Origin of the sequence: Paenibacillus xylanilyticus (genome assembly GCF_009664365.1) — a bacterium.
GTDB lineage: Bacteria > Bacillota > Bacilli > Paenibacillales > Paenibacillaceae > Paenibacillus > Paenibacillus xylanilyticus_A.
In genome coordinates this window covers 5978361-6000075 of sequence record NZ_CP044310.1, presented here as the reverse complement: position 1 = coordinate 6000075, position 21715 = coordinate 5978361, and the positions used below count along the sequence as shown (strand labels likewise).

At 49.7% G+C, this 21715-nt stretch carries 16 protein-coding genes and 1 pseudogene; 14 read left to right on the top strand and 3 right to left on the bottom strand.

Going from position 1 to position 21715, the window contains the following annotated elements; translation table 11 throughout:
- Positions 1–58 precede the first annotated feature (58 nt).
- From F4V51_RS26790 to F4V51_RS26755, 8 genes are all read left to right on the top strand, one after another.
- Positions 59–1342, top strand: a complete 1284-nt coding sequence (locus tag F4V51_RS26790; RefSeq protein WP_153980224.1) for a vWA domain-containing protein — start codon at positions 59–61, stop codon at positions 1340–1342.
- A gap of 21 nt (positions 1343–1363) precedes the next feature.
- Positions 1364–2011 (top strand): beta-mannanase, encoded by a 648-nt coding sequence (locus F4V51_RS26785; protein ID WP_153980223.1) that lies wholly within the window; start codon positions 1364–1366, stop codon positions 2009–2011.
- 47 nt (positions 2012–2058) lie between these two features.
- Positions 2059–3318, top strand: coding sequence for a TRAFAC clade GTPase domain-containing protein (locus F4V51_RS26780; RefSeq protein ID WP_153980222.1), 1260 nt, complete (start codon positions 2059–2061; stop codon positions 3316–3318).
- On the top strand, positions 3315–6503 hold the full coding sequence (locus F4V51_RS26775; protein WP_153980221.1) for a GAP1-N2 domain-containing protein: 3189 nt from the start codon (positions 3315–3317) through the stop codon (positions 6501–6503). The genes F4V51_RS26780 and F4V51_RS26775 overlap by 4 nt, the downstream gene beginning before the upstream one ends.
- Before the next feature lie 43 nt (positions 6504–6546).
- Complete coding sequence (locus tag F4V51_RS26770; RefSeq protein ID WP_153980220.1) at positions 6547–6816, top strand: hypothetical protein; 270 nt, start codon at positions 6547–6549, stop codon at positions 6814–6816.
- Positions 6817–7139: 323 nt separating this feature from the next.
- The gene (locus F4V51_RS26765) at positions 7140–8027 is read left to right on the top strand and encodes an ABC transporter ATP-binding protein (protein ID WP_153980219.1); all 888 of its coding nucleotides are present in this window, start codon (positions 7140–7142) and stop codon (positions 8025–8027) included.
- A gap of 91 nt (positions 8028–8118) precedes the next feature.
- Positions 8119–8931: a ferric iron reductase gene (locus tag F4V51_RS26760; RefSeq protein ID WP_153980218.1), complete on the top strand. Its 813-nt coding sequence runs from the start codon at positions 8119–8121 to the stop codon at positions 8929–8931.
- A gap of 143 nt (positions 8932–9074) precedes the next feature.
- A complete protein-coding gene (locus F4V51_RS26755) occupies positions 9075–9554 on the top strand; it encodes a glutathione peroxidase (RefSeq protein WP_153980217.1) in 480 nt (159 codons plus the stop codon).
- A gap of 73 nt (positions 9555–9627) precedes the next feature.
- On the opposite strand, the gene pelA is transcribed toward F4V51_RS26755, so the two are convergent.
- A complete protein-coding gene (gene pelA, locus F4V51_RS26750) occupies positions 9628–10800 on the bottom strand; it encodes a pectate lyase (RefSeq protein ID WP_227779673.1) in 1173 nt (390 codons plus the stop codon).
- Between the two features lie 540 nt (positions 10801–11340).
- On the opposite strand from pelA, the gene F4V51_RS26745 reads away from it, so the two are divergent.
- From F4V51_RS26745 to F4V51_RS26720, 6 genes are all read left to right on the top strand, one after another.
- On the top strand, positions 11341–12702 hold the full coding sequence (locus tag F4V51_RS26745; protein ID WP_095360026.1) for an FAD-dependent oxidoreductase: 1362 nt from the start codon (positions 11341–11343) through the stop codon (positions 12700–12702).
- A 146-nt stretch (positions 12703–12848) separates the two neighbouring features.
- Positions 12849–13319, top strand: coding sequence for a DinB family protein (locus F4V51_RS26740; protein ID WP_153980216.1), 471 nt, complete (start codon positions 12849–12851; stop codon positions 13317–13319).
- Positions 13320–13482: 163 nt separating this feature from the next.
- On the top strand, positions 13483–14322 hold the full coding sequence (locus F4V51_RS26735) for a formate/nitrite transporter family protein (RefSeq protein ID WP_153980215.1): 840 nt from the start codon (positions 13483–13485) through the stop codon (positions 14320–14322).
- 390 nt (positions 14323–14712) lie between these two features.
- Positions 14713–16776: a molybdopterin-containing oxidoreductase family protein gene (locus F4V51_RS26730; RefSeq protein ID WP_153980214.1), complete on the top strand. Its 2064-nt coding sequence runs from the start codon at positions 14713–14715 to the stop codon at positions 16774–16776.
- 172 nt (positions 16777–16948) lie between these two features.
- Entirely contained in the window at positions 16949–18172 is a 1224-nt protein-coding gene (locus F4V51_RS26725; RefSeq protein ID WP_153980876.1) for an MFS transporter, read from the top strand.
- Between the two features lie 196 nt (positions 18173–18368).
- Positions 18369–19283, top strand: a complete 915-nt coding sequence (locus F4V51_RS26720; protein ID WP_153980213.1) for a class I SAM-dependent methyltransferase — start codon at positions 18369–18371, stop codon at positions 19281–19283.
- A gap of 100 nt (positions 19284–19383) precedes the next feature.
- Here the strand turns inward: F4V51_RS26720 and F4V51_RS26715 are convergent.
- Positions 19384–21095 (bottom strand): annotated as a pseudogene (locus F4V51_RS26715) (ABC transporter ATP-binding protein).
- A gap of 223 nt (positions 21096–21318) precedes the next feature.
- Positions 21319–21447, bottom strand: a complete 129-nt coding sequence (locus F4V51_RS29330; RefSeq protein ID WP_268893526.1) for a hypothetical protein — start codon at positions 21445–21447, stop codon at positions 21319–21321.
- Between the last annotated feature and the right edge of the window lie 268 nt (positions 21448–21715).

Below are 21715 nucleotides of genomic sequence, written 5' to 3'. Positions count from 1 at the left end.
TCAACTCCGGTATTAATTCAGCCTATGGTGGGCTGGTTTGGAAAGGATGCATGCGAACATGCAGCGAAAAATCAATCTTCTCCTGGTCCTGTTCAGCCTGATTGGCGGAGCCGTGGGATTTGCGGCAGGAGAAACCATGCTGCATCAGTGGCTTGGGGAGATGCCTCGCCTGCTGCTGATGGGGTTATACTTCGGCGTGCTGGCGCTTAGCGTAGGTCTGTTCTGTCTGCTCGCCGAGATGATCTCGCCGAAGCTTAACGGAGCTTCCTGGAAGCTGAGATATCTTGGCTTGTCGTGGAAACTGCTCGTTCCGGCAACACTGGTGTTCCTGTTTGTCGTTGGGCTGGTCTTTCAATTGTTGTATCAGATCAATCCAGGCGGTGTGAAGCAGGTGAAGGACATTGTACTGATGATCGATAATTCGGGCAGCATGTCGGAAACGGACCCGGATAATGGACGTTTCGAGGCAGCCAAGACGTTAATTAGTCAGATGGAAAGTGACAAGCAGGTCGCAGTCTTTACATTTGATGATCAGCCGCAGTTATTGCAGCCTTTTATTGCACTAGATAGTGAAGCCGCAAAGGCAGAGGTCAACGGTAAGATCGACGGGATTGTCACAACGTCGGGTGGTACAAACTTCGATGCCGTGCTCCGGGAAGCCATGGAGCAGATCCAAAACAAGCAGGATCCCAAACGCGGTACGGTAGCCATTTTGCTGTCGGATGGATTCAGTGAAGCAGATACTTCGGATATCTTATCCCAGTACACGAACGAACAGATTGCTGTGAATACGGTAGGTCTGAGTCTGGTCGACACATCGGGTACCGACTTGCTGCGCAGTATTGCTCAGCAGACAGGTGGCATGTACTATGACGTACCGGATTCTGGTGGTCTCAGCATGGCATTTCAGCAAATTTACGATACGATTGATGAACGGACATTGGTGACGGAACGTACAGGCATGATGGAACACAGTACCTATCTGGCCATCTTCCGCGTTGCTGCTATGCTGTTCATTGGTGTAGCATTGGGCGTATCGCTTGGGCTGGTGTTCGATAACCGCCATCTGGCAGTCAGCTTCGGGATCGGTGGAGCGGTGTCAGGCCTGCTAGCGGGCCTTTTGCTGGAGTGGGGACTGGACGGTTCTTCTGTAGGGGATGCATTGGTGAGACTAGGTGCGATGTTCATATTATCTGGGGTACTCACCCTGTTCACCTGGATCATTCCGGTCAAGGAGAATACGCCGCGGAAGAGCAAGGGCCGCCGTGAGGCGGGCAGGGGAACTCCGACCGCAGACGGATTCGGTCAGCGGGGGAGAGACACACGTAGCAAAGGATTTTAAACATCGGGAGGTTGGCGACACATGCGATATGCAGATGCGGACCCTTCGGTACCTCTGATTCGCAGACTTACACTTGCTGTGGATGATGGTTACTGTACCCTGCGCTGGCTCTGGCCCGAAGGCGTAGAAGCCGTGTACGTGGAGCGGTTTGAGCTGGAAATGGTCGAAGGTGGACAGAGCAGGGATCAGGCTGTGAATGGCAAGCTGAAACTGTATACAAGAGAAGAATACAAGGCGAGTAACGGATATACAGACCGGATGACAGGGTTTGGTGCCATCCGGTACACGATACATGTTTGCCGAATGGACGAAGACGGTCCTGTGCTGCTGCGTCAGCAGAATGACGAGAATACGGTCACCGCCAGTGCAGGGAAAGCAGATATCCGTTTCTCCATTCGTTACAAAAGCGGCTTTTTTCAAAAAAGGAAGACAGTTCTCATGACTGTGACGGCTGAAGTACCCGTGCCGAAGGAAGCCCTCTGTTATGTACGCAAGCAGGGCGGAGTTCCTCTCAATAAGGAAGATGGCACGGTCTATCCTTTTGTCAGTGATTTTACTCCAGGGAGAAATGAGATGCCGCCCGTGGAAGTGGCCAAGGATGACTATGTGAGGCTGTTTTTCACGGACGGACCGAGATACGGAGCCGTTTACCGCCTAATATCAGACTAGATGAATGTGAGGCAGTACAGTCTGCCTGAACAGGGAGGGGAGTGGCTATGAGCTTTTTTAGTCGGTTTTTGAAGAAACAGCAGCCCGTAGAACGGCCGCTGTTTTACGATATTGTCTGTCCATATTGCTTCAGCAAGTTTTCGCCGGAAGAAGTGGTGTTCCGTGCTGCGCATCACCGGGATGATGATGAGGATTATGCACTGGGGGAAGATGCGAAGCTTAATCGGTATCGTGAACGTTTTGGGCTGGACACAGTATTTGATATGGAGGCCGTTCTGGCTCCACATGATGTGCCTGAGGAACATCGCATTTATTCGGATAACATCGTGATGGGACTGAACGACCGATATGGTGTGGTTACACGGCGCCGGCTGTGCCCGCATTGTCATAATGAGCTGCCGGTGACGGCAGGCAAGGCACCAAGCAATATCATTTCCATTATTGGGGCATCCCAGGTGGGGAAATCGGTGTATATGACATCGTTGATTCATACGCTTCAGCATTATACGGCTGACCACTTTGGTGCGGCCTGCATGCCGCTGAATGCGGAAATTAGCCGCAGATTCCGCGCAGATTACGAAGAACCGCTGTTCGAGCGGGGAGATCTGCTGGATTCCACGCAGAAGGAGAAGCTGCAGGAGCCGTTTATTTTCCAATTTGTATTCAAGGATGAAGATAAGGCACCGCTGACGCTGGTTTTCTTTGATGTGGCGGGTGAAGGTATGGTCGAGCAGGATTATCTGGGACTGCATGGTCAGCATATCAAGAACTCAGCGGGTATTTTGTTTATGGTGGATCCGCTCCAGATTCGTTCCATTCGGGACAAAATCCGCATTAACCTCGGCAACGAGCCGGGCGAGTGGACGCCAAGATATGATGAACCACGTGATGTTGTGCTGACCCTGTTCGGTGATTTTATCGCTTATCAGGATAAAGCCAAGACAGATATTCCTACAGCCGTTGTGCTGACCAAGAGCGACATGCTGCACTCCCTTAAGGATGAAGAGGGGGATTATATCAAATCCAACAGCAATGTATTCCGCAATATGGTTCACCGCGATTGGTTCGATCTGACCGAATTCGAGAATATCGACGGGGAGATTCGGCGCTTTATCGAGAAGGTGGACCGTCCGTTCAAGGGCACGATGGATGTGTACTTCAAGGATACGGCCTATTTCGCAGTATCTGCGCTGGGCAGCAATCCGGTGGATATGAAGCTGCAGGGCGTCGTGAGTCCCATTCGTGTGGACGAGCCTTTCCTATGGCTGCTGTACAAGCTGAAGTACATTGAGGGGAGAGTGGAATGATGCGTTCTTCCATGACCCCGCCCATTGAACAACAGATGTACACAAGAGAGCGGCGCGGGGTGTTTCGCACAACGGAGGGGTTCGATACGGTTGCAGCATCACCGGGACTGGACCCTTCCTTTATTAAAAAAGTACTTCATCCTTATTGCGTCTATGACGCTCCAGCGGAATTAACGGCGCGAAGCGAGAAGGACCAGGCGAAATTCCCGCCATCCATCCATCTGATTCATCTGGAGAGCGGGGAGACGATCCTTGGTCAGAATGTGTACCAGTCTGCTGATTTTACCGGGCTGCGCAGCGCCTTTTTTGCACACAACTATGTCCTGTCTCCGGAGCGCTCCGAGGAACAGATGAAGCAGGGGAACTGGCTGGATGCCGTATTCGCCACGTCATATGACATCGAACAAGGCACGGTATTGCCTGCCCTGACGGAATTGCCGGGTGCACCACTGAATGGCCGGGAGGCCGCCACCGGAGCAGGCATAAGTGCCCGCTCTGTAGCGCCAGCAGATCTGCTAGCCTCACTGAAAATGAACGAAACTCTCTTCAAGCGCCTGCTCTATGCCGTCATGCAGGCAGTAGCAACCCGGCGGAAGGTATACATTGCATTCGATCTGCCTGCTGAGGAGATCACAGCCGGAGCCAAGGAACTGCTTCGCCTGCTCTACGCGGCACTGCCCTATGCGTTTAGGCGGCAGCTCGGCTTCATGACATTTGCCAAGGAGCCTCAGGCCAAGAAGGGAGTCCATCTTCAGTTTGTAGAGCGGGGCACGCTCCGTCCTAAAGACCGGAATACGGAGAAGGACTTTACCTTCGACTTGGCTACGGGCAGGGTAACCCATGCGGAAGTGTCGGTTGCCCAGCTTCCTTATGCGGAATTTGCCTGGTCTCTTCTGCAGGAGCCAGATGTGGCGGATGCGTTTTATACTTTTGCCGACGAGATGTTAGCCGGCACAGAACCGGGACGCGAGCTTTCCATCCAGTCCTATGGAGAGTTGTCCATGTTTTATCGTCTCGAGCAAGGGATGGAAGACCTCTACCTGAATGATAAAGGCGGGGTTCTGAGTGGGCTGCTTACTTATCTAAAACCTGAAGGTGGAGTGCAGCGACGTTCACGGTTGAACGAACTGTTCCTCACTCTGCTCAGCCGGGAACTGGACAGCGTCAAAAGAGAGAACGTACCTGAAGAGACGGTTGCTTCACGCATCGCGGAATATTTCCGCGTCGCTGCGCCTGTCGTTCAATCCCGCATCGTGGATTATTTCATCTATGCGGTGAACAATGCCAGGTCTCAGAAGCGGATGAGGGCGGTACAGGAATTGTATGATCTGCTCGACCGCGATTCCGGGCTGAGTCGTGCGTTCTTCGATAAGGTACTGGCCAATGAATCACTAACAAAATTGCTGTTTGAGCCTTATCTGGACAATCAGCTAAAACGTACCGAGACTGCTTCCGATGTGATCGGCGTAATCGAACGCTGGGTAACCACGCATGTATCTGCGGTATACAACAGCTTCCTGCTGGACCGGACCGCGACAGAGCTGCGTGAACGATTATGTTCGGCGCCGAATCCGGTTCATGCTGCGAATGAAGCACTGAAGCGGGTTAGTGTGCTGGATCGCCTTTCTTCTGACATGCTCGTGGGTGATGGAATTAAGGCTCGAATTGGGCAGTCTCAGACCGTCACCCGATCCGGCCGTTCGAGCGGAGCCGAGTCAGCGGGATTATCCGCGTATCAGGAAGAACTGACACGCCTGGCTGACAAGCTGGCCTATGTCATTAACCTGTTTTTGATACAGGATCTTGATCTGGAACGGGTGAACCGTGAGCAGTTACTGAGCATTGATATTTTGCTGCATGACAGCGAAGTGCGTGATTGGGCGGCGCGTCAGGGACAGGATGTAACGGCTCGTACGAACATGATGCTGGCAGCCAGAGCATGGCTGAGCGGCGAAGACCGTGAAGAAGAGGTGCTTGAATCACTTAGCCTTGCGGAGCGGAATGAACTTCAGCGTTGGGTACGCAGATGGCTCGCAGGGGAACTGCGGGACCAACCGGGAACACCTGCATATGAGGCGCTTCCGCTGGCTTTCTACCGCGGAGGAAGCGGCAGCAAACTGGACTATGCAGGGCTGATTGAGTTTGTCCGCAGCATTGCTGACAGTAAGGAAGTATTGTATTCATTTTTTGAATGGTCAGGAAGCCAAAGGTTGTTCTTACGGAGTTCCCAGGCGAGCAAAGCCTACTCAGACGCCATTGTAGCCTATTTCAAAGATCATGACCGTGAAGCGTTCAAGTCCAAATCGGCATTCAAGCCGTATTACGCGAGAGCGAGTAAAACAATGAAGCCGGTCTATGATCGGGCCAAGAGCGAACTTTCATCACCGCTTGTCCGCATGCTGACAGGCAAAAGAAAGAATCTTTTTCTAGGGTCGGTTATCGTTATCCTGATCCTGGGGATCGCCGGGGTAACGTATGCCCTGACGAATAAGTCGGACGCGCCAGAAGAGGCTGCGCCATCGACACAGGAACCGGTAGTTCCGGCAGAGCCTGAGGTACAGTTAGCTGAGCAGATCGCCTATGTCATACCGGGAGCCGAGGTGGATGGCACGACGACCGAAGCGCAACTCGTAATCCGTTTCATGAATGAAGCGGACAGCAATGCGTTATTATCTGGTCCGGTTCAATTAACGTTGCAGGATGGCACAACGCTGGAGATGGATGCCGCGTCGGACTGGGAGAGTTTTAACCGGAATGAGGACCCGGATACGGCAGGTTCAGCAGGCGGTACATCTTCTACGGAGGAAACCGATGAGGAACCATCCACCGGATCGGTGAATGACAATCAGCAGGGTGAGGAGTCTGTTCAGGGAGCAGATTCGACTACGTCCGATGATTCTGCTGCAGATTCGGCGGAAGGCACAGAGGCGAGCGGGGATGTGTCCGGTTCTGCGGACACGAATGAAGATCTTGGAGAAGTAACAGGCACCACATCGTCCGAACCTTCAGGTCCAGCAGGCGAGTCAGGACGTTCCTCTTCAACGGAATTGACGCCTGCTGAGGCAGATCGTCTGTATCCTTATGGTCAGCAAGTGCTGCTGCCTGATGAGATTAATCCGGAAGATATCGTAAGTGTCCAGAGCGGTACAATGACTATCCAATTGGTGCCAGAGCCTAAGCTTTAGGATCGTTAAGATTTGTTTTTGACCAAAATGAAATCATTGCAGGATGACCTTCGATTGTAAATCGGGGTCATCTTTTTATATTTTCCCTGCAAGAACAACAACGAATATCGGTCTCACAACGGAATTGACGAATGAGGATTGGTACACGGAACCGTATGAAATAACATTGACTCAAGCACAGCTCGAAAAGATTGATGGATCAGAAGCCAACATTGTGCTGCATGCCTATTTTCAGGGCGGACGGTCAGGTTATAAGGACGAGAAGAAGATGATCCTAAGTGCTTCCCAAGCTCTGCTGCAGGAAGAAGAGTAGATGTTTTCTTTTGTTCACAAATCAGACACAACCTCCGGATTCATCATTCTTGGACAATCCCCAACAGGGACCAACTGCACGTATACGTTGAGAAAAGCTCTCATATAAATGAGATGAATTCTGATCGAAAAGTCCTCTGAACTGCTATATAATCGCTCCAAACAAGCAAGAAGTTTGTTATTTCTTATTGACAAATGATAATGATTATCAGTATCTTTGTTATAGAAGATTTGTTGCGCCGGAAATACGCTGAACATATAAATTCGTTTTCGTTATCGATAGCCGGAATACATAACCGGGATAAATGAGAGAGGGATGATCGCATGTTTCGTCTGGAGACGTCCAAGCTGGATATCGCTTATGAAGAAAGACTGATTGTTGAAGATCTGAATATTCAAATTCCCCAAGGAAAAATTACAGCGCTTGTTGGAGCCAATGGTTCAGGTAAATCAACCATCCTGAAGACGATGGCACGGATCATGAATCCAAAAGCAGGCAGTGTTTTGCTCGACGGGAAGTCCATTCATAAGCAATCCACCCGTGAAGTAGCCAAGCAGCTTGCGATTTTGCCGCAGAATCCTACAGCACCAGAGGGACTCACAGTAACGGAACTGGTATCCTACGGAAGATTTCCTTATCAAAAAGGCTTCGGTTCCATGCGTGCGGAAGACAAGCGCATGATTGAGTGGGCCATCGAAGTAACGGGCATGACGGAGTTCCACGACCGCCCAATTGATCAATTGTCAGGCGGACAGCGTCAACGTGCCTGGATTGCCATGGCTCTTGCACAAGAAACAGATATCCTGTTCCTGGACGAGCCGACAACGTTCCTCGACATGGCTCATCAGCTTGAAGTATTGCAATTGCTGGAGATGCTGAACGAGACAGCGAATCGCACGATCGTTATGGTTGTGCATGACCTGAATCATGCTTCCCGCTATGCCCATCACATGATCGGCATTAAAAAAGGTAAAGCAATCGCTACAGGCTCCCCTGTAGAAGTCATGAACTGTGACGTGCTTCGCGAAGTGTTCAACATTGAAGCGGATATTGTGATTGATCCACGTTCCGGCGTGCCGCTGTGCCTGCCATATGCTCTTGCCGGCGAACGCCAGCAAACGGCGGTGCCTGAGCAAATGGTGATGAACGGTGCCATGATGAATGCTGCCGGACGCTCCGAACAACGTGTTCGCACTGCAACAGGAAGTTAATATAGCGGACCATTTGTGGTCTTGAAATATAGAATAAGCCGCTTTGCATATATGCAGGCGGCTCATTCGCATTCATGGGAGGCATGCTGAGATGGGAGCAATCAACTATACCTGGTTACAGCAATATGGAAGAATTACAACCGTTCCTGGGGATGAACCAGTTTGGGAGATTCACATGACTGAGCTTAGACAACCGGAGAAGGCGAGAGAGCTGCTGGATGTGTATAATCAACATCTTCAGGCAGATTCATTCCGAACCGCAGCGGTGTACTTCATGCATTCGGTGCGTGGGCTGATGCTGGGGATTCATTATATGACGGCACTATGTGATACATGGCTTGATCTTTCACTGGAGAACATGAAGCTGCAGCTCGAGGTTCAGGATGGCCGTGCAGCCTTTCGTTTTCAACTGCTGGATGGAACAGAACATCCTCACCCTGAACCAGTGAAGCTCATAGATACAGCCCAATCCTCATGGCGAAAAGATATCCTAACCGCATACTATACGGAGCAGCTGCGTCCTTTGATTGAAGGGGTTGCTTCTGCCGGAGAAGCGAGCTTTGGTCAGATGTGGTCACAGCTTGCCTCCATGCTTCGCTGGTACAAGACGACAGCGTTACAAATGAACATCGAAGAAGCTGAGCGAAACGCGGTGATGGAAGGGTATGAGCATGTCATTGCTCTACCTGCCAGTCTGCTCGGGTTGAAGAAGAATCTATTATCGTTCAAGCCGGTAGAGATTGATAATCCACATCAACCGGGAGAGACCATGCTGATGAAGCCGGTATGCTGCCTTCATCACCAGGTGTACGGAGGCCAAAATTATTGTTATAGCTGTCCCAAACTTAGTAAGGCCGAACGGCAGAAGCGTTATGATGACATCCTGGCAGCCAAGTCTGGATAACAGGCAGGAAGGCTTCAAGGCTGAATTTGGTAATTGGTAAGCACCGGGTCTATAATATGGAGACAGGCGCTGTATTATGTTGTATACATACAAGGTAATGACAGCTGCCCCAAAACCAACACCGATCATGGGAGGAATCAGTCATGTCCGTATATTCATATCAGGCCGTAACACCAGCCAATCAGGAAGTATCACTGGATCTGTACCAAGGTAAAGTTCTTGTCATCGCCAATACAGCCAGCAAGTGTGGATTGACTCCGCAATATGGAGAGCTGCAGAAACTGTATGATCGTTACCGCGATCAGGGTTTGGTTGTACTGGGTTTCCCTTGTAATCAGTTTGGAGAACAGGAGCCGGGTACAAGCGAGGAAGCCGAATCCTTCTGCCAAATAAACTATGGTGTGAACTTCCCTGTATTCGCCAAAGTGGACGTGAACGGTGAGGATGCACATCCTTTGTTCCAGTATCTTCGCGAGCAGCAGCCAGGGGCAGCTGAAGACGACACGATTCAATGGAATTTCACCAAATTCCTGGTCAATCGTGAAGGTGAAGTGGTGGGACGCTTTGAACCCAAAGAGTCTCCTGAAGCGATGACTGCAGAGATTGAGAAACTGCTGGGATAATTAAATAGAACAGATCAAGCCTGCCTCCAGCTGGAGGACAGGCTTTTTTTTGATGCTTTGTTTACCATGAAAGTTAAGGCAGTGGTTTGCTTAAATTGTAATATCCCTGATCCGAGGCAAGCTGCAGGAGGTTACGGGCATAGTTGCCTGCCCAGGAATAGCCGTGCCGGCGCTCCTCGCTGATCTCCATAATATCCATGTACTTCTTGCCGTCACGGTCCGCGTAGAAGGGCACATCTTCATCTACATTGTAGAAACGGTACCAGATCACACTGGACGGGTCAGGCTCGAAATACACCGGTCCTTGACGATTATATTTGGTTCCATCCTCTCGGACCTGATCAAACCAGCGGAGGACGCTCTTGGCTGCATGTTCAATCTCAGGTGTCTGAGGTCTGGACATGAGGAAAGCTGTAATAGCCACCGATTCGGATCCGGATTTCGAGGGCAATTCATAGGCTCTGCCGGATACAGGCGCGTAGGTTACCGGGTCATGCTGGGCACCCCAAACTGTAGGCACACCGTCGTTTTTAATTTGAGCTTTCAATGTATATGCGATTCCTCGATCCAAGGCTGCAGCCAGTTTCGACCGTGTATCCTCACTCAAAATATCGTTGTTGAAGCCTTTACGCTTCTCAATGATGTCATCAATGAGCACCATGGTTCGCACCATGGCATTGTCATTATATGTAACGCTGTCGGAGTAATTGCTCCGCTGTGGATAAACCTGAGGCCATCCGCCTGAAGGATATTGGGAGACCAGGATAAAATCCACCGCTTTGCGGACACTGTCCCGGAAGAGGGGATTGCCCGTCTTTTCGTACATATCAGCCAGGAAGCGGATCTCGGTTGTCGTTGCATCATTATCAAACGTTCCGAGCTCTACGCCTTTGGGGTCTTTCCAATCCGAACGCGGCGTAACGCCATCCCATGAAGACTTGTATTTCTCCTCCATTGCTTTGAAAAAACCACCATGCGGCAGCTGCCAGGATACGATGTTTAGCGCATAAGCGGTGTCCTTGACCAAGTCACCTGTGGAGAATGTGCTGTAATCCCTGAACTTATTCAGTAGTGAAGATACATCAACCCCTGCAGAAGTTTTGGAGGATAACACCTCGGTTTTAATGGTGACAGGCGGGGAATCTGCAAAAGCAACCACGGGCCTGGCGATATCTGCGGTCAACATGGCGATGATTGCAGTGACAGGAACCAGCGTTAATGAAACAGAGATGGAACGTTTCTTCAAAGGAATGCCTCCCAACATAATTGGTATTCTATTCATATAAAATCCAAATAAAGGGCTAATATTATTGTAAGCGCTTTCTAATATAAAAATCAACTGATAAGCTTAAAATTTATATTTGTTATCGCTCAGCGATCAGCCGCCAGCCTAACTATGCGGTGAGGATAAGGGCCTTTTTTCTCCAAAAGGTTCAATAGCATAAACCGTTATTGGTCAGGGGACAATAGGTTTTAGAGGTTGAAGCAGCGGCTCGTTCACAGGGCGATATCCTATTTTTTAAATAAATTTAAGAAAACACTTGTAATGTGAAAAAGATCACATTATAATAAGGACATGAAGTGAAATAAATCACAAAGTCGCCAGGTTGGTAGTGAATGTTTTCACATAATCGTTTAGCTTCATTAGTGAATGTATTCACAAACAATTAACAAACAATTAACAAGAGAGTATACCATTGTCGTTTTTAAATTCTAGGAATCAAGCGCAGCAATCTAATACATGAAGCACGGTTTATATTTTATAACTTCAAGGGGGACCTTTATTATGAAAATCGCAGTTATCGGATGTACACATGCAGGAACCGCAGCCATCATCAACACCGCCAAATTGTACCCGGATGCTACCATCACGGTATATGAGCGCAATGATAACATTTCCTTCCTATCTTGCGGTATTGCCCTTTATGTAGGCGGGGTTGTGAAGGATCCGGATGGACTGTTCTACTCTTCGCCAAACCAGCTGGCTGAGCTGGGTGTAGTCACCAAGATGCTGCATGAGGTTACAGCAGTGGATGCCGCGAATCATAAACTTCAGGCTAAAAACCTGAAGACAGGGGAAGAATTTGAAGATACGTTCGACAAACTCATCGTGACAACAGGTTCATGGCCTGTCGTTCCAAAACTTGAGGGGATCGAGATGGAGAACATCTTGCTCTGCAAAAACTATAACCATTCCAATACGATCATCGAAAAAGCCAAAGAAGCCAAACGCGTTACCGTTGTCGGTGCAGGGTACATCGGTATTGAACTGGTTGAAGCATTCCAAATGAACGGTAAGGAAGTCACCTTGATCGATAGTGTGGACCGGATTCTCAATAAATATCTGGACCCCGAGTTTACAGATGCCATTGAGGACACACTGACTGAACGCGGGATCAAGCTTGCACTGGGTCAGACTGTACAGAAATTCACCGGAGAGAATGGCAAGGTAACGAAGGTCATCACATCGAAGGGTGAATTCGAGACAGACCTCGTAATCCTGTGCATCGGTTTCCGTCCGAATACCGAACTGCTCAAAGGGCAGGTGGATATGCTGCCGAACGGCGCAATTATCGTCGATAAATATATGCAAACAAGCCAAAAAGACGTATTCGCTGCAGGTGACAGCTGTGCCATTCACTATAATCCAACAGGCAAGGCTTCTTACATTCCACTGGCAACCAATGCGGTAAGAATGGGTACCTTGGTAGCTCGTAACCTGGTTCGTCCAACAACGCCGTACATGGGTACACAAGGGACATCAGGAATTAAAATTTACGACCAGAATATTGCAGGTACAGGATTGACCGAAACATCTGCTACAGATGACGGGCTGGTGGTGGAAGCTGTAACGCTTGAAGATGCTTATCGTCCGGAGTTCATGCCAACGGCTGAGAAACTGCTGCTCAAAGTTATTTACGAGCAGGCTACACGCCGAATCGTCGGAGCACAAGTGATGTCCAAGGCGGATCTGACACAATCGATCAATACGATCTCGGTTTGCATTCAGAACAACATGACCGTAGATGAGCTCGCCTTCATCGACTTCTTCTTCCAACCGCATTACAACAAACCATGGAACTTCCTGAACTCGGCTGGTCTTCAGGCTTTGCCTCCGGTGGAAGTGAAAGCACCAGCGATGGTTTAAAATAAATAGGAATTCGAGAGCTGCCGCAGAAATGCGGCAGTTTTTTTATATAACTTGATGTAGTTGGTTCTGGAAATGGGTGCTATATTTAACAACAGGTAGAGGTCAACCGCAATAGATATGAACATGAAGGAGAGGTTCACAACATGCTTACAGATACAGTATCCGAGCTCAAAGTTCTGCTGCAATCCGTACCCCGTTCGTTTCTTGCACTGAATCCAATTGAACTTGTACAGCCACGCATGGAAGGGAAATGGTCGCGTCTTCAGATTCTGGGTCATTTATGTGATTCGGCTCTTCATAACGTAAGCCGGTTTGTCCAAATGCAGCATCAGACTGAATCATTGTTTATAACACCTTATCATCAAGACCAATGGGTAGAGAGCCAACAATATATAAGTGCACCGATTGAAGAGGTGTTAAATCTCTGGATCAGTCTGAATCAGTCTGTCATTCGTGTTCTATCCAGCATGCCGGAGACAGGGGAATCACCAACGTGCATATTACCGGATGGAAGTGTGGTTACGATGGAATGGCTGGCACAAGATTACGTCCAGCATCTGCAGCACCATCTGCAGCAAATTTTTGGTGAACATCATCACCTGGGAACAGAATAAGTAACCAAGCAGCTGTACTCAAGCAAGAGAGCACGGAAGCTGGAACAAGGGACTTTTAGGGCTTTGTGATAAAAGTAACAAACTTGCCGAACCCTTCGCGATACAATGAACATATCAACGATGTAAGCTGATTTCGTTCATGAACAGTGAAGGAGAGGATGGCATGGCAGCTAAAACACCTCTTGAGGTTGCACAATATACGGTGAACACGGGGATGAAGAAAGGACAGAATCCGGTGTCCTCTGTGCTCGTTCTCAGTTTCCTGGCAGGGGCATTCATTGCGCTTGGGTTCCTGTTGGATATTCGCGTGATTGCCTCCGCGCCGGCGGAATGGGGCAGCTTGGTTAACCTGATCGGTGCAGCGGTATTCCCCGTGGGCTTGATCCTGGTATTGATTGGCGGGGGCGAACTGCTGACAGGCAACATGATGGCAGTACCGCTCGCCACACTGGCCCGTAAACTGTCCGTAGGCAGCATGCTGAAGAATCTTACCTTGGTCACGATCGGAAACTTTTTGGGTGCACTATTCGTGGCATATGCGTTCGGGCATGTACTTGGTCTCACAGGAGAAGGTGTGTATCTAACCAAGGTTGTGGATATGGCGGGACACAAGCTGCATGACGGCTTTTTGCAGGCGTTTATATCCGGAATCGGGTGTAACTGGCTGGTAGCCCTGGCGGTGTGGCTGTCTTACGCTTCGGATACGATGAGTGGCAAGGTGCTCGGCATCTGGTTTCCGACCATGGCCTTTGTCGCTATTGGCTTCCAGCACGTGGTTGCCAATATGTTTCTTATTCCGGCTGCCATCTTCGAAGGGCACTACTCATGGGGGCAGTACATCATGAACTTCATCCCGGTATGGCTCGGTAATCTGACGGGAGGCGCATTGTTCGTTGCTGCTGCCTACTGGATGGTGTACCTGCGGAAGGCGGAACCCGAGGTCAAACCGGTTGTTCAGACAGTAGAGCCGGAAGCCAGACCGATGTGGAGCAAACAGGCATAATCGCTCCCACATTTTCCACTGAATATATTAAAGCGATCCCCTACTGCCATGAGTTAGCGGTGTATGTTATACCGTAAGCCGGCGAAGATGGGATCGCTTTTTTTACAGACAAAATAAATTCGCCATGACAAGGTTCGGGGGAACGAAACCTGTTCATGGCGAATTTCGGGAGTGGTCCATGATATGGCATGAGGAGGAAGTGGGGAAACACTAACCTAATGCCTTGCTTTTAATTTACCCCTGAATTTCGAGGATGAATCATGGAGCCAAAACTTTTTTTGGATTATAGGCATCAAGCCTGAGCGCACAAAACATGACTGTTCTCTTTACGTCATAACCTCCAAAATTATATGATGTAAGGATAGATTTAAATGGGGAGGACTTGTACATATGATCGATCAGGAAAATGGCGTGTTTCCGGCGGTTTGCCCGCTTGACTGCCCGGATACTTGCGGCCTGCTGCTTCATAAGGAGAACGGAAAAATCGTGAAGGTGGCGGGCAACCCTGACCATCCGATTACGAAAGGTGCCATCTGCAATAAAGTCAGAAACATGGCTGAGCGGATATATCACCCCGAGCGGCTGCAATATCCAATGAGACGTGTCGGCGCAAAAGGCGAAGGCAAGTTCGAACGTATAAGCTGGGATGAAGCTATCCATGAGATTACGGGAAAATTCAAATCTATATCCGCGAAGTATGGATCCGAGAGTATCCTGCCGTACAGCTTCTACGGCAACATGGGGATCCTTGGGGTAGACGGGATGGACCGTCGTTTCTTCAATGCGCTTGGTGCAAGTATGCTGGAGCAAACGATCTGTAATGCGGCCGGGAATACCGGATGGAAATATACGATGGGCGCCAATCGGGGGACTGTGCCCGAAGATACGGAGCATGCGGACCTGATTTTGGTCTGGGGAGGCAACATTGTAAGTACAAACATGCACCAAGTTGTCCTGGCTGAAAAAGCCCGCAAAAAAGGTGCCCAAATCGTGGTCATTGATGTTCACCGGAATCGTACAGCTCAATGGGGAGACTGGTTTATTCCGCTCTATCCGGGGACAGACAGCGCACTCGCACTGGGACTGATGAATGTACTGTTTGACCGGGGCCTGACGGATGAGGCCTTTATGCAAAAGTATACTGTGGGTCATGAGGCACTGCGTGATCATGTCCGCGACTATACCCCTGAACGGGTCGCTCGTATTACGGGTGTACCGGAAGCAGATATCGTGAAGCTGGCTGAGCTGTATGGAAACGCACAGGCGGCACATATTCATATCGGCAACGGTCTTCAGCACCATGACAACGGAGGCATGAACGTGCGAAGCATCGCCTGTCTGCCTGCCATCACGGGACAATGGCTGAAGCGAGGCGGCGGAGCCGTGCGCACCAATAGCTATGCGAGCACCAATAGCGATGCGCTGGAGCGCCCTGAGCTTCGGAGCAACCCGGAAGCACGGGTTGTGAACATGAACCGGATTGGCGAAGCATTGCTGGAAGACCAGCAGCCGATCCGGGCGTTGATGGTCTACTGCAGCAATCCACTGGTGGTGGCACCGGATACCGAGCGGGTGGAGCGAGGTTTTGCACGGGAAGATCTGTTTACCGTTGTGCATGATCTGTTCATGACGGACACGGCCAAGTATGCAGACATTGTGCTGCCGGCCAAGTCTTCGTTTGAAGCGACAGATCTGTATACGTCCTACTGGCATCAGTATGTTCATCTGCAGGAACCGGTCATTGCGCCAATTGGCGAGAGCAAGAGCAATGTGGAACTGTTTTCGCTGCTGGGACAGGCGATGGGATATGACCCTGAGATCTTCGGTGAGACGCCGGAACAGATGATTGCGGACGCCCTGGCGGATACAGGTAATCCTTATATGAACGGAGTAACGCTGGAGGCCCTTCAGGAGCATCGTTTTGTGAAACTGGACATGTCGTCGCATGATTCATTCCTGGAACAGCTGCCTACGCCATCCGGTAAGATTGAGCTGTATTCCGAAACGATGGCAGAAAGAGGCCTTCCGCCGCTGCCTACATATCGTGCTCTAGTTGAAGGGTATGACGGGGAACATCCGGCCGGACCTGATGATGTGCATCCACTCATGTTCCTGTCGCCACCGAATCACAATTTCCTGAATTCCACCTTTGCCAATACGGAGAAGCATCAACGTATGGAGAAAATGCCCATGCTGCAGATTCATCCGGAGGATGCAGCTCACAGAAACATTGAAGATGGCGATGCGGTAGTTGTGTGGAATGACCGGGGACGGATCGAACTGACTGCCAAGGTGAGCGAATCCATGCTGCCGGGTACGGTGATCAGCCAAGGTCTATGGTGGGATGGAAGCGGACGGAAACAGCGGGTGAATTCACTGACATCCAATCGGCTGTCGGACATGGGCAACGGGGCAACGTTCTTCTCGGCCACTGTCGAAGTGAAGCGTCAATGAGTGTACTTGCAGATTGAGGCTTTTCAGGTAAGATGAACAAGGGATAAACCTTGAAGCAAGAATAAAAGGCAATGTTTAATAATACAAATGGCCTCCGCTCAGGTAGTTTAAGCCGCCGTGAGTGGAGGTTTGTTTTGTTCGTTTAAGGTAGTAAGGAGAATGAATGAAGATGATGAGATGGTTGGATACATATCCAAAAGAAGTCAAAGTATTTTTGCTGGCAAGTCTGGTTAATGCAACAGGGAGTGCCCTGATGTGGCCGCTGACCACAATGTACGTATTTGATGAACTCGGGCGGACGATGGCTAACGCGGGATTCGTCATTTTGATCCAGTCACTTGGCGGTATCTTCGGCCAGCTGCTTGGCGGTGCATTATATCACAGGGTCGGCGTGAAGAAGCTGATCATTGGATCGCTTGCCCTTAATGCACTTGGGCTGTTTGCCCTGCCCTGGATTAGTGCGTACTGGGTTGTATTTATATGTGCCATGGGCTGGATCGGTTTGTTCAGTTCCTTGTCGCTGCCTGCGATCCAGGCCTTTATTGGCTTTCGGTTTGCGGAGCGGCGTGGAGAGCTGTTCAATATTATTTATGTAGCGAACAATATCGGTGTAGCGATTGGGACGGCACTCAGCGGTTTCCTGGCTGACTTTTCCTATCACCTCAGCTTTGTACTGAATGGCGTGACCTCTGCCGGATTTGCAGTCTTCTTCTGGTACTATCTATCGCGGGTGGAGCCGGATCAGGGAGAAGTGCATCTGACGAAACGCAAAAAGGTCCAAAATGGACCCGGGATCTGGGCGCTGCTTGGCAACACCAGGTTATACCTGTTTATGAGCCTCGGGGTACTGTTCATCCTGTTTGGCAATTCCATCTGGAACACAGGCGTATCGCCGTATATCATCTCGGAAGGGATGGAGAAACGAATGTACGGCCTACTCTGGACACTGAACGGGGTTCTGATCTTCGTGGGCCAACCGTTCACGAGTTGGGTTAAACGCACCATGGCTCGTACCTCGACTGCGCAGATGGCAGCGAGTGCGATATTCTATGGATTGGCTTATATCGTCATGATCACGATGTACAGCTATCCAGGCATGGTGTTTGCGATGGTGCTGGCGACCTTTGGAGAAATGCTGATCTCACCTGCAACTCCTGCCTTTATCTCTGACCATGCGGGCAGAGCGGCACCATTTTACATTGGAGTCTCCGGTGGTATCGGATCGATTGGTCGTGTCATTGGCCCATATGTGATGGGTGTGATGTACGATAAACAAGGCCTGATTTCGGTAGCCTGGCTGGCAACGGCGATGGCAGGGGTGGCCCTGCTCGGTTTTGCACTTCATGCCGTCCTGAATCGCCACCGTGAGGTGAAGGAGTATGGGGTGGATACCTAGAGTCTTCTAGGCGGGAGTATCATTGGAACAGACATGTTGGACGAGTAGAAGATTTACCCAACATGTCTGCATGTTCCACAAAATTTTGATTGACAAAAATGTGTTTTTATGCTATAATTTACATATTAAATCATTCCGTATATACTAAGGTTCTCCTGGCCAGGGGGACCTTATTTTGTTATGCGGGAGGATAAATATGAAGCCAAATGAATCCAGCATTACGTCTTTGATCTCGGCCTTTGGCCGCGCCTATCACAGCCAATATGACTCACCTCTGATTTTCGATGATCATCTAGCCAAGGCTCTGATTTCTCCACAGGAGTTTGAACAGATTCGGGAGCAAATGGTGCAGGGCATTCATTTTTTTAATCCCGAAATGGCCGATATGGGGAAGGAGGACCCCGATAAAATATTGAGGTGGATCACCCAAGTCCAGTTGTCTCCCATTGCTTTGGCGAGGGCAGCCTATTGCGAGCAGGTGCTGCTTCACGAAGTCAACCTGGGAGCCAAACAATACGTCATTCTGGGCGCAGGAATGGATACCTTTGCGTTAAGAACCCCGGAACTGAACGACAGGCTGCATATCTTTGAAGTCGACCATCCGGCCACGCAGCAGTTTAAGAGCGATAGGCTGAGTTGGGCCAACCTGTCGATCCCGGACAACTTGCACTTGATCCCAATGGACTTCGCGCATGGGTTTGCCTATGAAAATCTGACCAGCAAGGGTTTCAAAAATCAGAAAACGTTCCTCAGCCTGCTTGGCGTATCGTATTACCTGTCCAAAGAGGTATTGTTCAATCTTTTGCGGCAGGCTTTCGCCAACCTTCCGTCTGGGAGCTCGATGGTACTGGATTATGCAGATGAACGACTCTTTGAGGAGAAAGGCATCTTTAATCGGGTAGAGAACATGTTGAAGCTGGCTGCGTCCTCCGGCGAGCCAATGCAATCCTGTTTCGCGTATCACGAGATCGAAGGCCTGCTGGCGGATGCAGGACTTCTCATCTATGAGCATCTGACACCAGACGATATCCAGGAGAGATACTTCAACAATCGTACAGATGAATTGACTGCTTTTGAGACGGTTCATTTTATCCATGTTGTAAAAAAATAAGCTATCTTAGAGTGAAGCGTGACATGCTCTAAGATAGTAAAATATACCCTTCCTCCAATAAGTCAGGGGGAAGGGTATTTGAGCATAATAATGAAGCACTTTATCCAAACTGAGCCTGATGCAGTCGGCTATAGGAGCCTTCTCGTTCGAGAAGTTCATCATGGCTGCCCTGTTCGGCTACGCCACCGTTCTCCACGACAATAATGCGGTCCGCATGCCGAATGGTTGCCAGTCGGTGCGCAATAACAAGCGTTGTACGTCCCTGGGCAAGCTCGGACAGCGCCAGCTGAATGGCAGCTTCTGTTTCGGTATCCAGAGCCGAAGTTGCTTCGTCCAGGATGAGGATGGGTGGATTTTCAGAATCATGCGCGCAATGGATAGGCGCTGTTTCTGTCCGCCGGATAATTTTACGCCACGTTCACCGATCATGGTGTCGAGTCCTTCCGGCTGTGACCGTACCAGCTCTTCCAATTGTGCCCGGCGGATGGCTTCCCAGATATCCTCATCCGATGCATTCAATTTGCCGTAGGCAATATTTTCACGAATGGTCCGTCAAACAGGAATATGTCCTGCTGTACAATGCCGATATTGGAGCGCAGCGACTCCAGCGTCATATCCTTCACCGGAATGCCGTCAATGGTGATATGGCCAGCATCTACATCATAGAAGCGCGGGATCAGGCTGCACAGTGTGGATTTGCCCGCTCCGGAGGGTCCAACCAGTGCAACCGTCTGCCCGGCTTGAATCTCCAGATTGACCTGTTCCAATGTAGGCTTATGTTCACCATAGGAAAAGCTAACATTATGGAAAAGCGATATCTCCACTTACGCTTGTGATGGGCTTAGCCTGCGGTGCATCTTCTACATCTGGCACAGCTTCCAGCAGTTCCAGATAACGCTTGAAACCAGCAATGCCTTTCGGATAGGTTTCGATGACAGAGTTAATCTGTTTGATCGGACCCAGGAATATATTCGACAGCATTACGAAGGCGATAAATTCCCCGTAGGTCATGCTTCCTTGAATGACAAACCATGTTCCGCATACCAGCACAAACAGTGAGACGAACTTCATCAGAATAAAGCTAAGCGAGGAGTTCCACGCCATAATGCGGTAGGTGATCAGTTTGGTGAGGCGGAAGCGTTCGTTATTTTCAGTAAAACGACCGATTTCATGATTTTCATTGGCAAAAGCCTGTACCACACGGATTCCGCTGACCGTGTTCTCGACCCGAGCATTATAGTCTGCTATATCGGCAAACATGCGTTTGAAGGCACTGGACATTTTGCGGCTGAAATATAGGGACAGGTAGATCATCAGCGGCACGATGATGAAGGTCAGTACGGCGAGCTGCCAGTTGATGCTGAGCATGATGCCGAAGGCACCTGCTAGTGTCATCAAGGCGATGAATAGATCCTCCGGTCCATGGTGCGCGATCTCTCCGATATCCATCAGATCATTGGTCATACGTGATACCAGGTGGCCTGTCTTGTTATTGTCGAAGAAGCGGAAGGACTGCTTCTGTACACGCCTGAACAGTTCTCTCCGCATATCGGACTCAATGTTAATCCCCAGCTTATGTCCCCAATAGGTGACTGCAAAATGGAAAAAGGAACTGAGCAGATAGATGCCGAGCAATGCGGCCACATGCGGTAGAATCATGGACCAGTTGCCCTCAGGGAGCAGCTTGTCCACCACCTGGTTTACTGCCAGCGGAAACACGAGTTCCAGCAGGGCAGCTGCAATGGCACAAGAGAAATCCAGAATAAAAAGTCCTCTGTAAGGACGGTAATACGCCATGAAACGGCGAAGCATATGTATTTCCCCCTTCTGCAACGCAATAGCCCAGGCAGGCTTCAAGGCCTGTCCAGACACAGCGTTCGGTCGTGTTGAATTATTTTATAAATGCTATTTACTTGCGGGTTCTGCTGCGTACGTTCCACAATCATATCAGCGAAGTCCTCTGCCTGACCCTGAATGCGATCGGATCGAAGTACCCAGTAGCGAGCCTCTGTTAGTTCGTACACTTGGTTGTTCTTCACAGCCGGCAGGTTGTTTCGGCCGACATGTTGGTAGTTTTCGCACCTGCACCGCTGCTGCAGGCAGGCAGAATCTCATGATGCAGCATAAAACAACAAGCCGGAAAAACGTTAATTGACGGCAACATCGGTAAGTTCCCCCTGTGATAATCAATAATGATTATTATTCTCATTAATAACATAGAGGAAGATTTTACATTTGTAAATGGACAACTATGATCAATGTTCCATGGACAATGTTATTTTGTGCAATATAGTCTGCTGCTGTTCAATAACCGATAGTGGATCAATTCGTAAAACTTGTCTTCTTCAATCTCATAGACTTGACCATTGCCAACGGCATTTATTTCGGTGAAAATGAATAAAGAGGTTGAAATCGCTATCAACACCGACTAT

Coding starts and splice junctions, on each gene's coding strand:
- F4V51_RS26755 (WP_153980217.1), top strand. CDS start 9,075: ATGTCCGTATATTCATATCAGGCCGTAACACCAGCCAATCAGGAAGTA.
- F4V51_RS26770 (WP_153980220.1), top strand. CDS start 6,547: ATGACCTTCGATTGTAAATCGGGGTCATCTTTTTATATTTTCCCTGCA.
- F4V51_RS26720 (WP_153980213.1), top strand. CDS start 18,369: ATGAAGCCAAATGAATCCAGCATTACGTCTTTGATCTCGGCCTTTGGC.
- F4V51_RS26785 (WP_153980223.1), top strand. CDS start 1,364: ATGCGATATGCAGATGCGGACCCTTCGGTACCTCTGATTCGCAGACTT.
- F4V51_RS26730 (WP_153980214.1), top strand. CDS start 14,713: ATGATCGATCAGGAAAATGGCGTGTTTCCGGCGGTTTGCCCGCTTGAC.
- F4V51_RS26735 (WP_153980215.1), top strand. CDS start 13,483: ATGGCAGCTAAAACACCTCTTGAGGTTGCACAATATACGGTGAACACG.
- F4V51_RS26780 (WP_153980222.1), top strand. CDS start 2,059: ATGAGCTTTTTTAGTCGGTTTTTGAAGAAACAGCAGCCCGTAGAACGG.
- F4V51_RS29330 (WP_268893526.1), bottom strand. CDS start 21,447: ATGTTGCCGTCAATTAACGTTTTTCCGGCTTGTTGTTTTATGCTGCAT.
- F4V51_RS26740 (WP_153980216.1), top strand. CDS start 12,849: ATGCTTACAGATACAGTATCCGAGCTCAAAGTTCTGCTGCAATCCGTA.
- F4V51_RS26760 (WP_153980218.1), top strand. CDS start 8,119: ATGGGAGCAATCAACTATACCTGGTTACAGCAATATGGAAGAATTACA.
- F4V51_RS26790 (WP_153980224.1), top strand. CDS start 59: ATGCAGCGAAAAATCAATCTTCTCCTGGTCCTGTTCAGCCTGATTGGC.
- F4V51_RS26725 (WP_153980876.1), top strand. CDS start 16,949: ATGAGATGGTTGGATACATATCCAAAAGAAGTCAAAGTATTTTTGCTG.
- F4V51_RS26765 (WP_153980219.1), top strand. CDS start 7,140: ATGTTTCGTCTGGAGACGTCCAAGCTGGATATCGCTTATGAAGAAAGA.
- F4V51_RS26745 (WP_095360026.1), top strand. CDS start 11,341: ATGAAAATCGCAGTTATCGGATGTACACATGCAGGAACCGCAGCCATC.
- F4V51_RS26775 (WP_153980221.1), top strand. CDS start 3,315: ATGATGCGTTCTTCCATGACCCCGCCCATTGAACAACAGATGTACACA.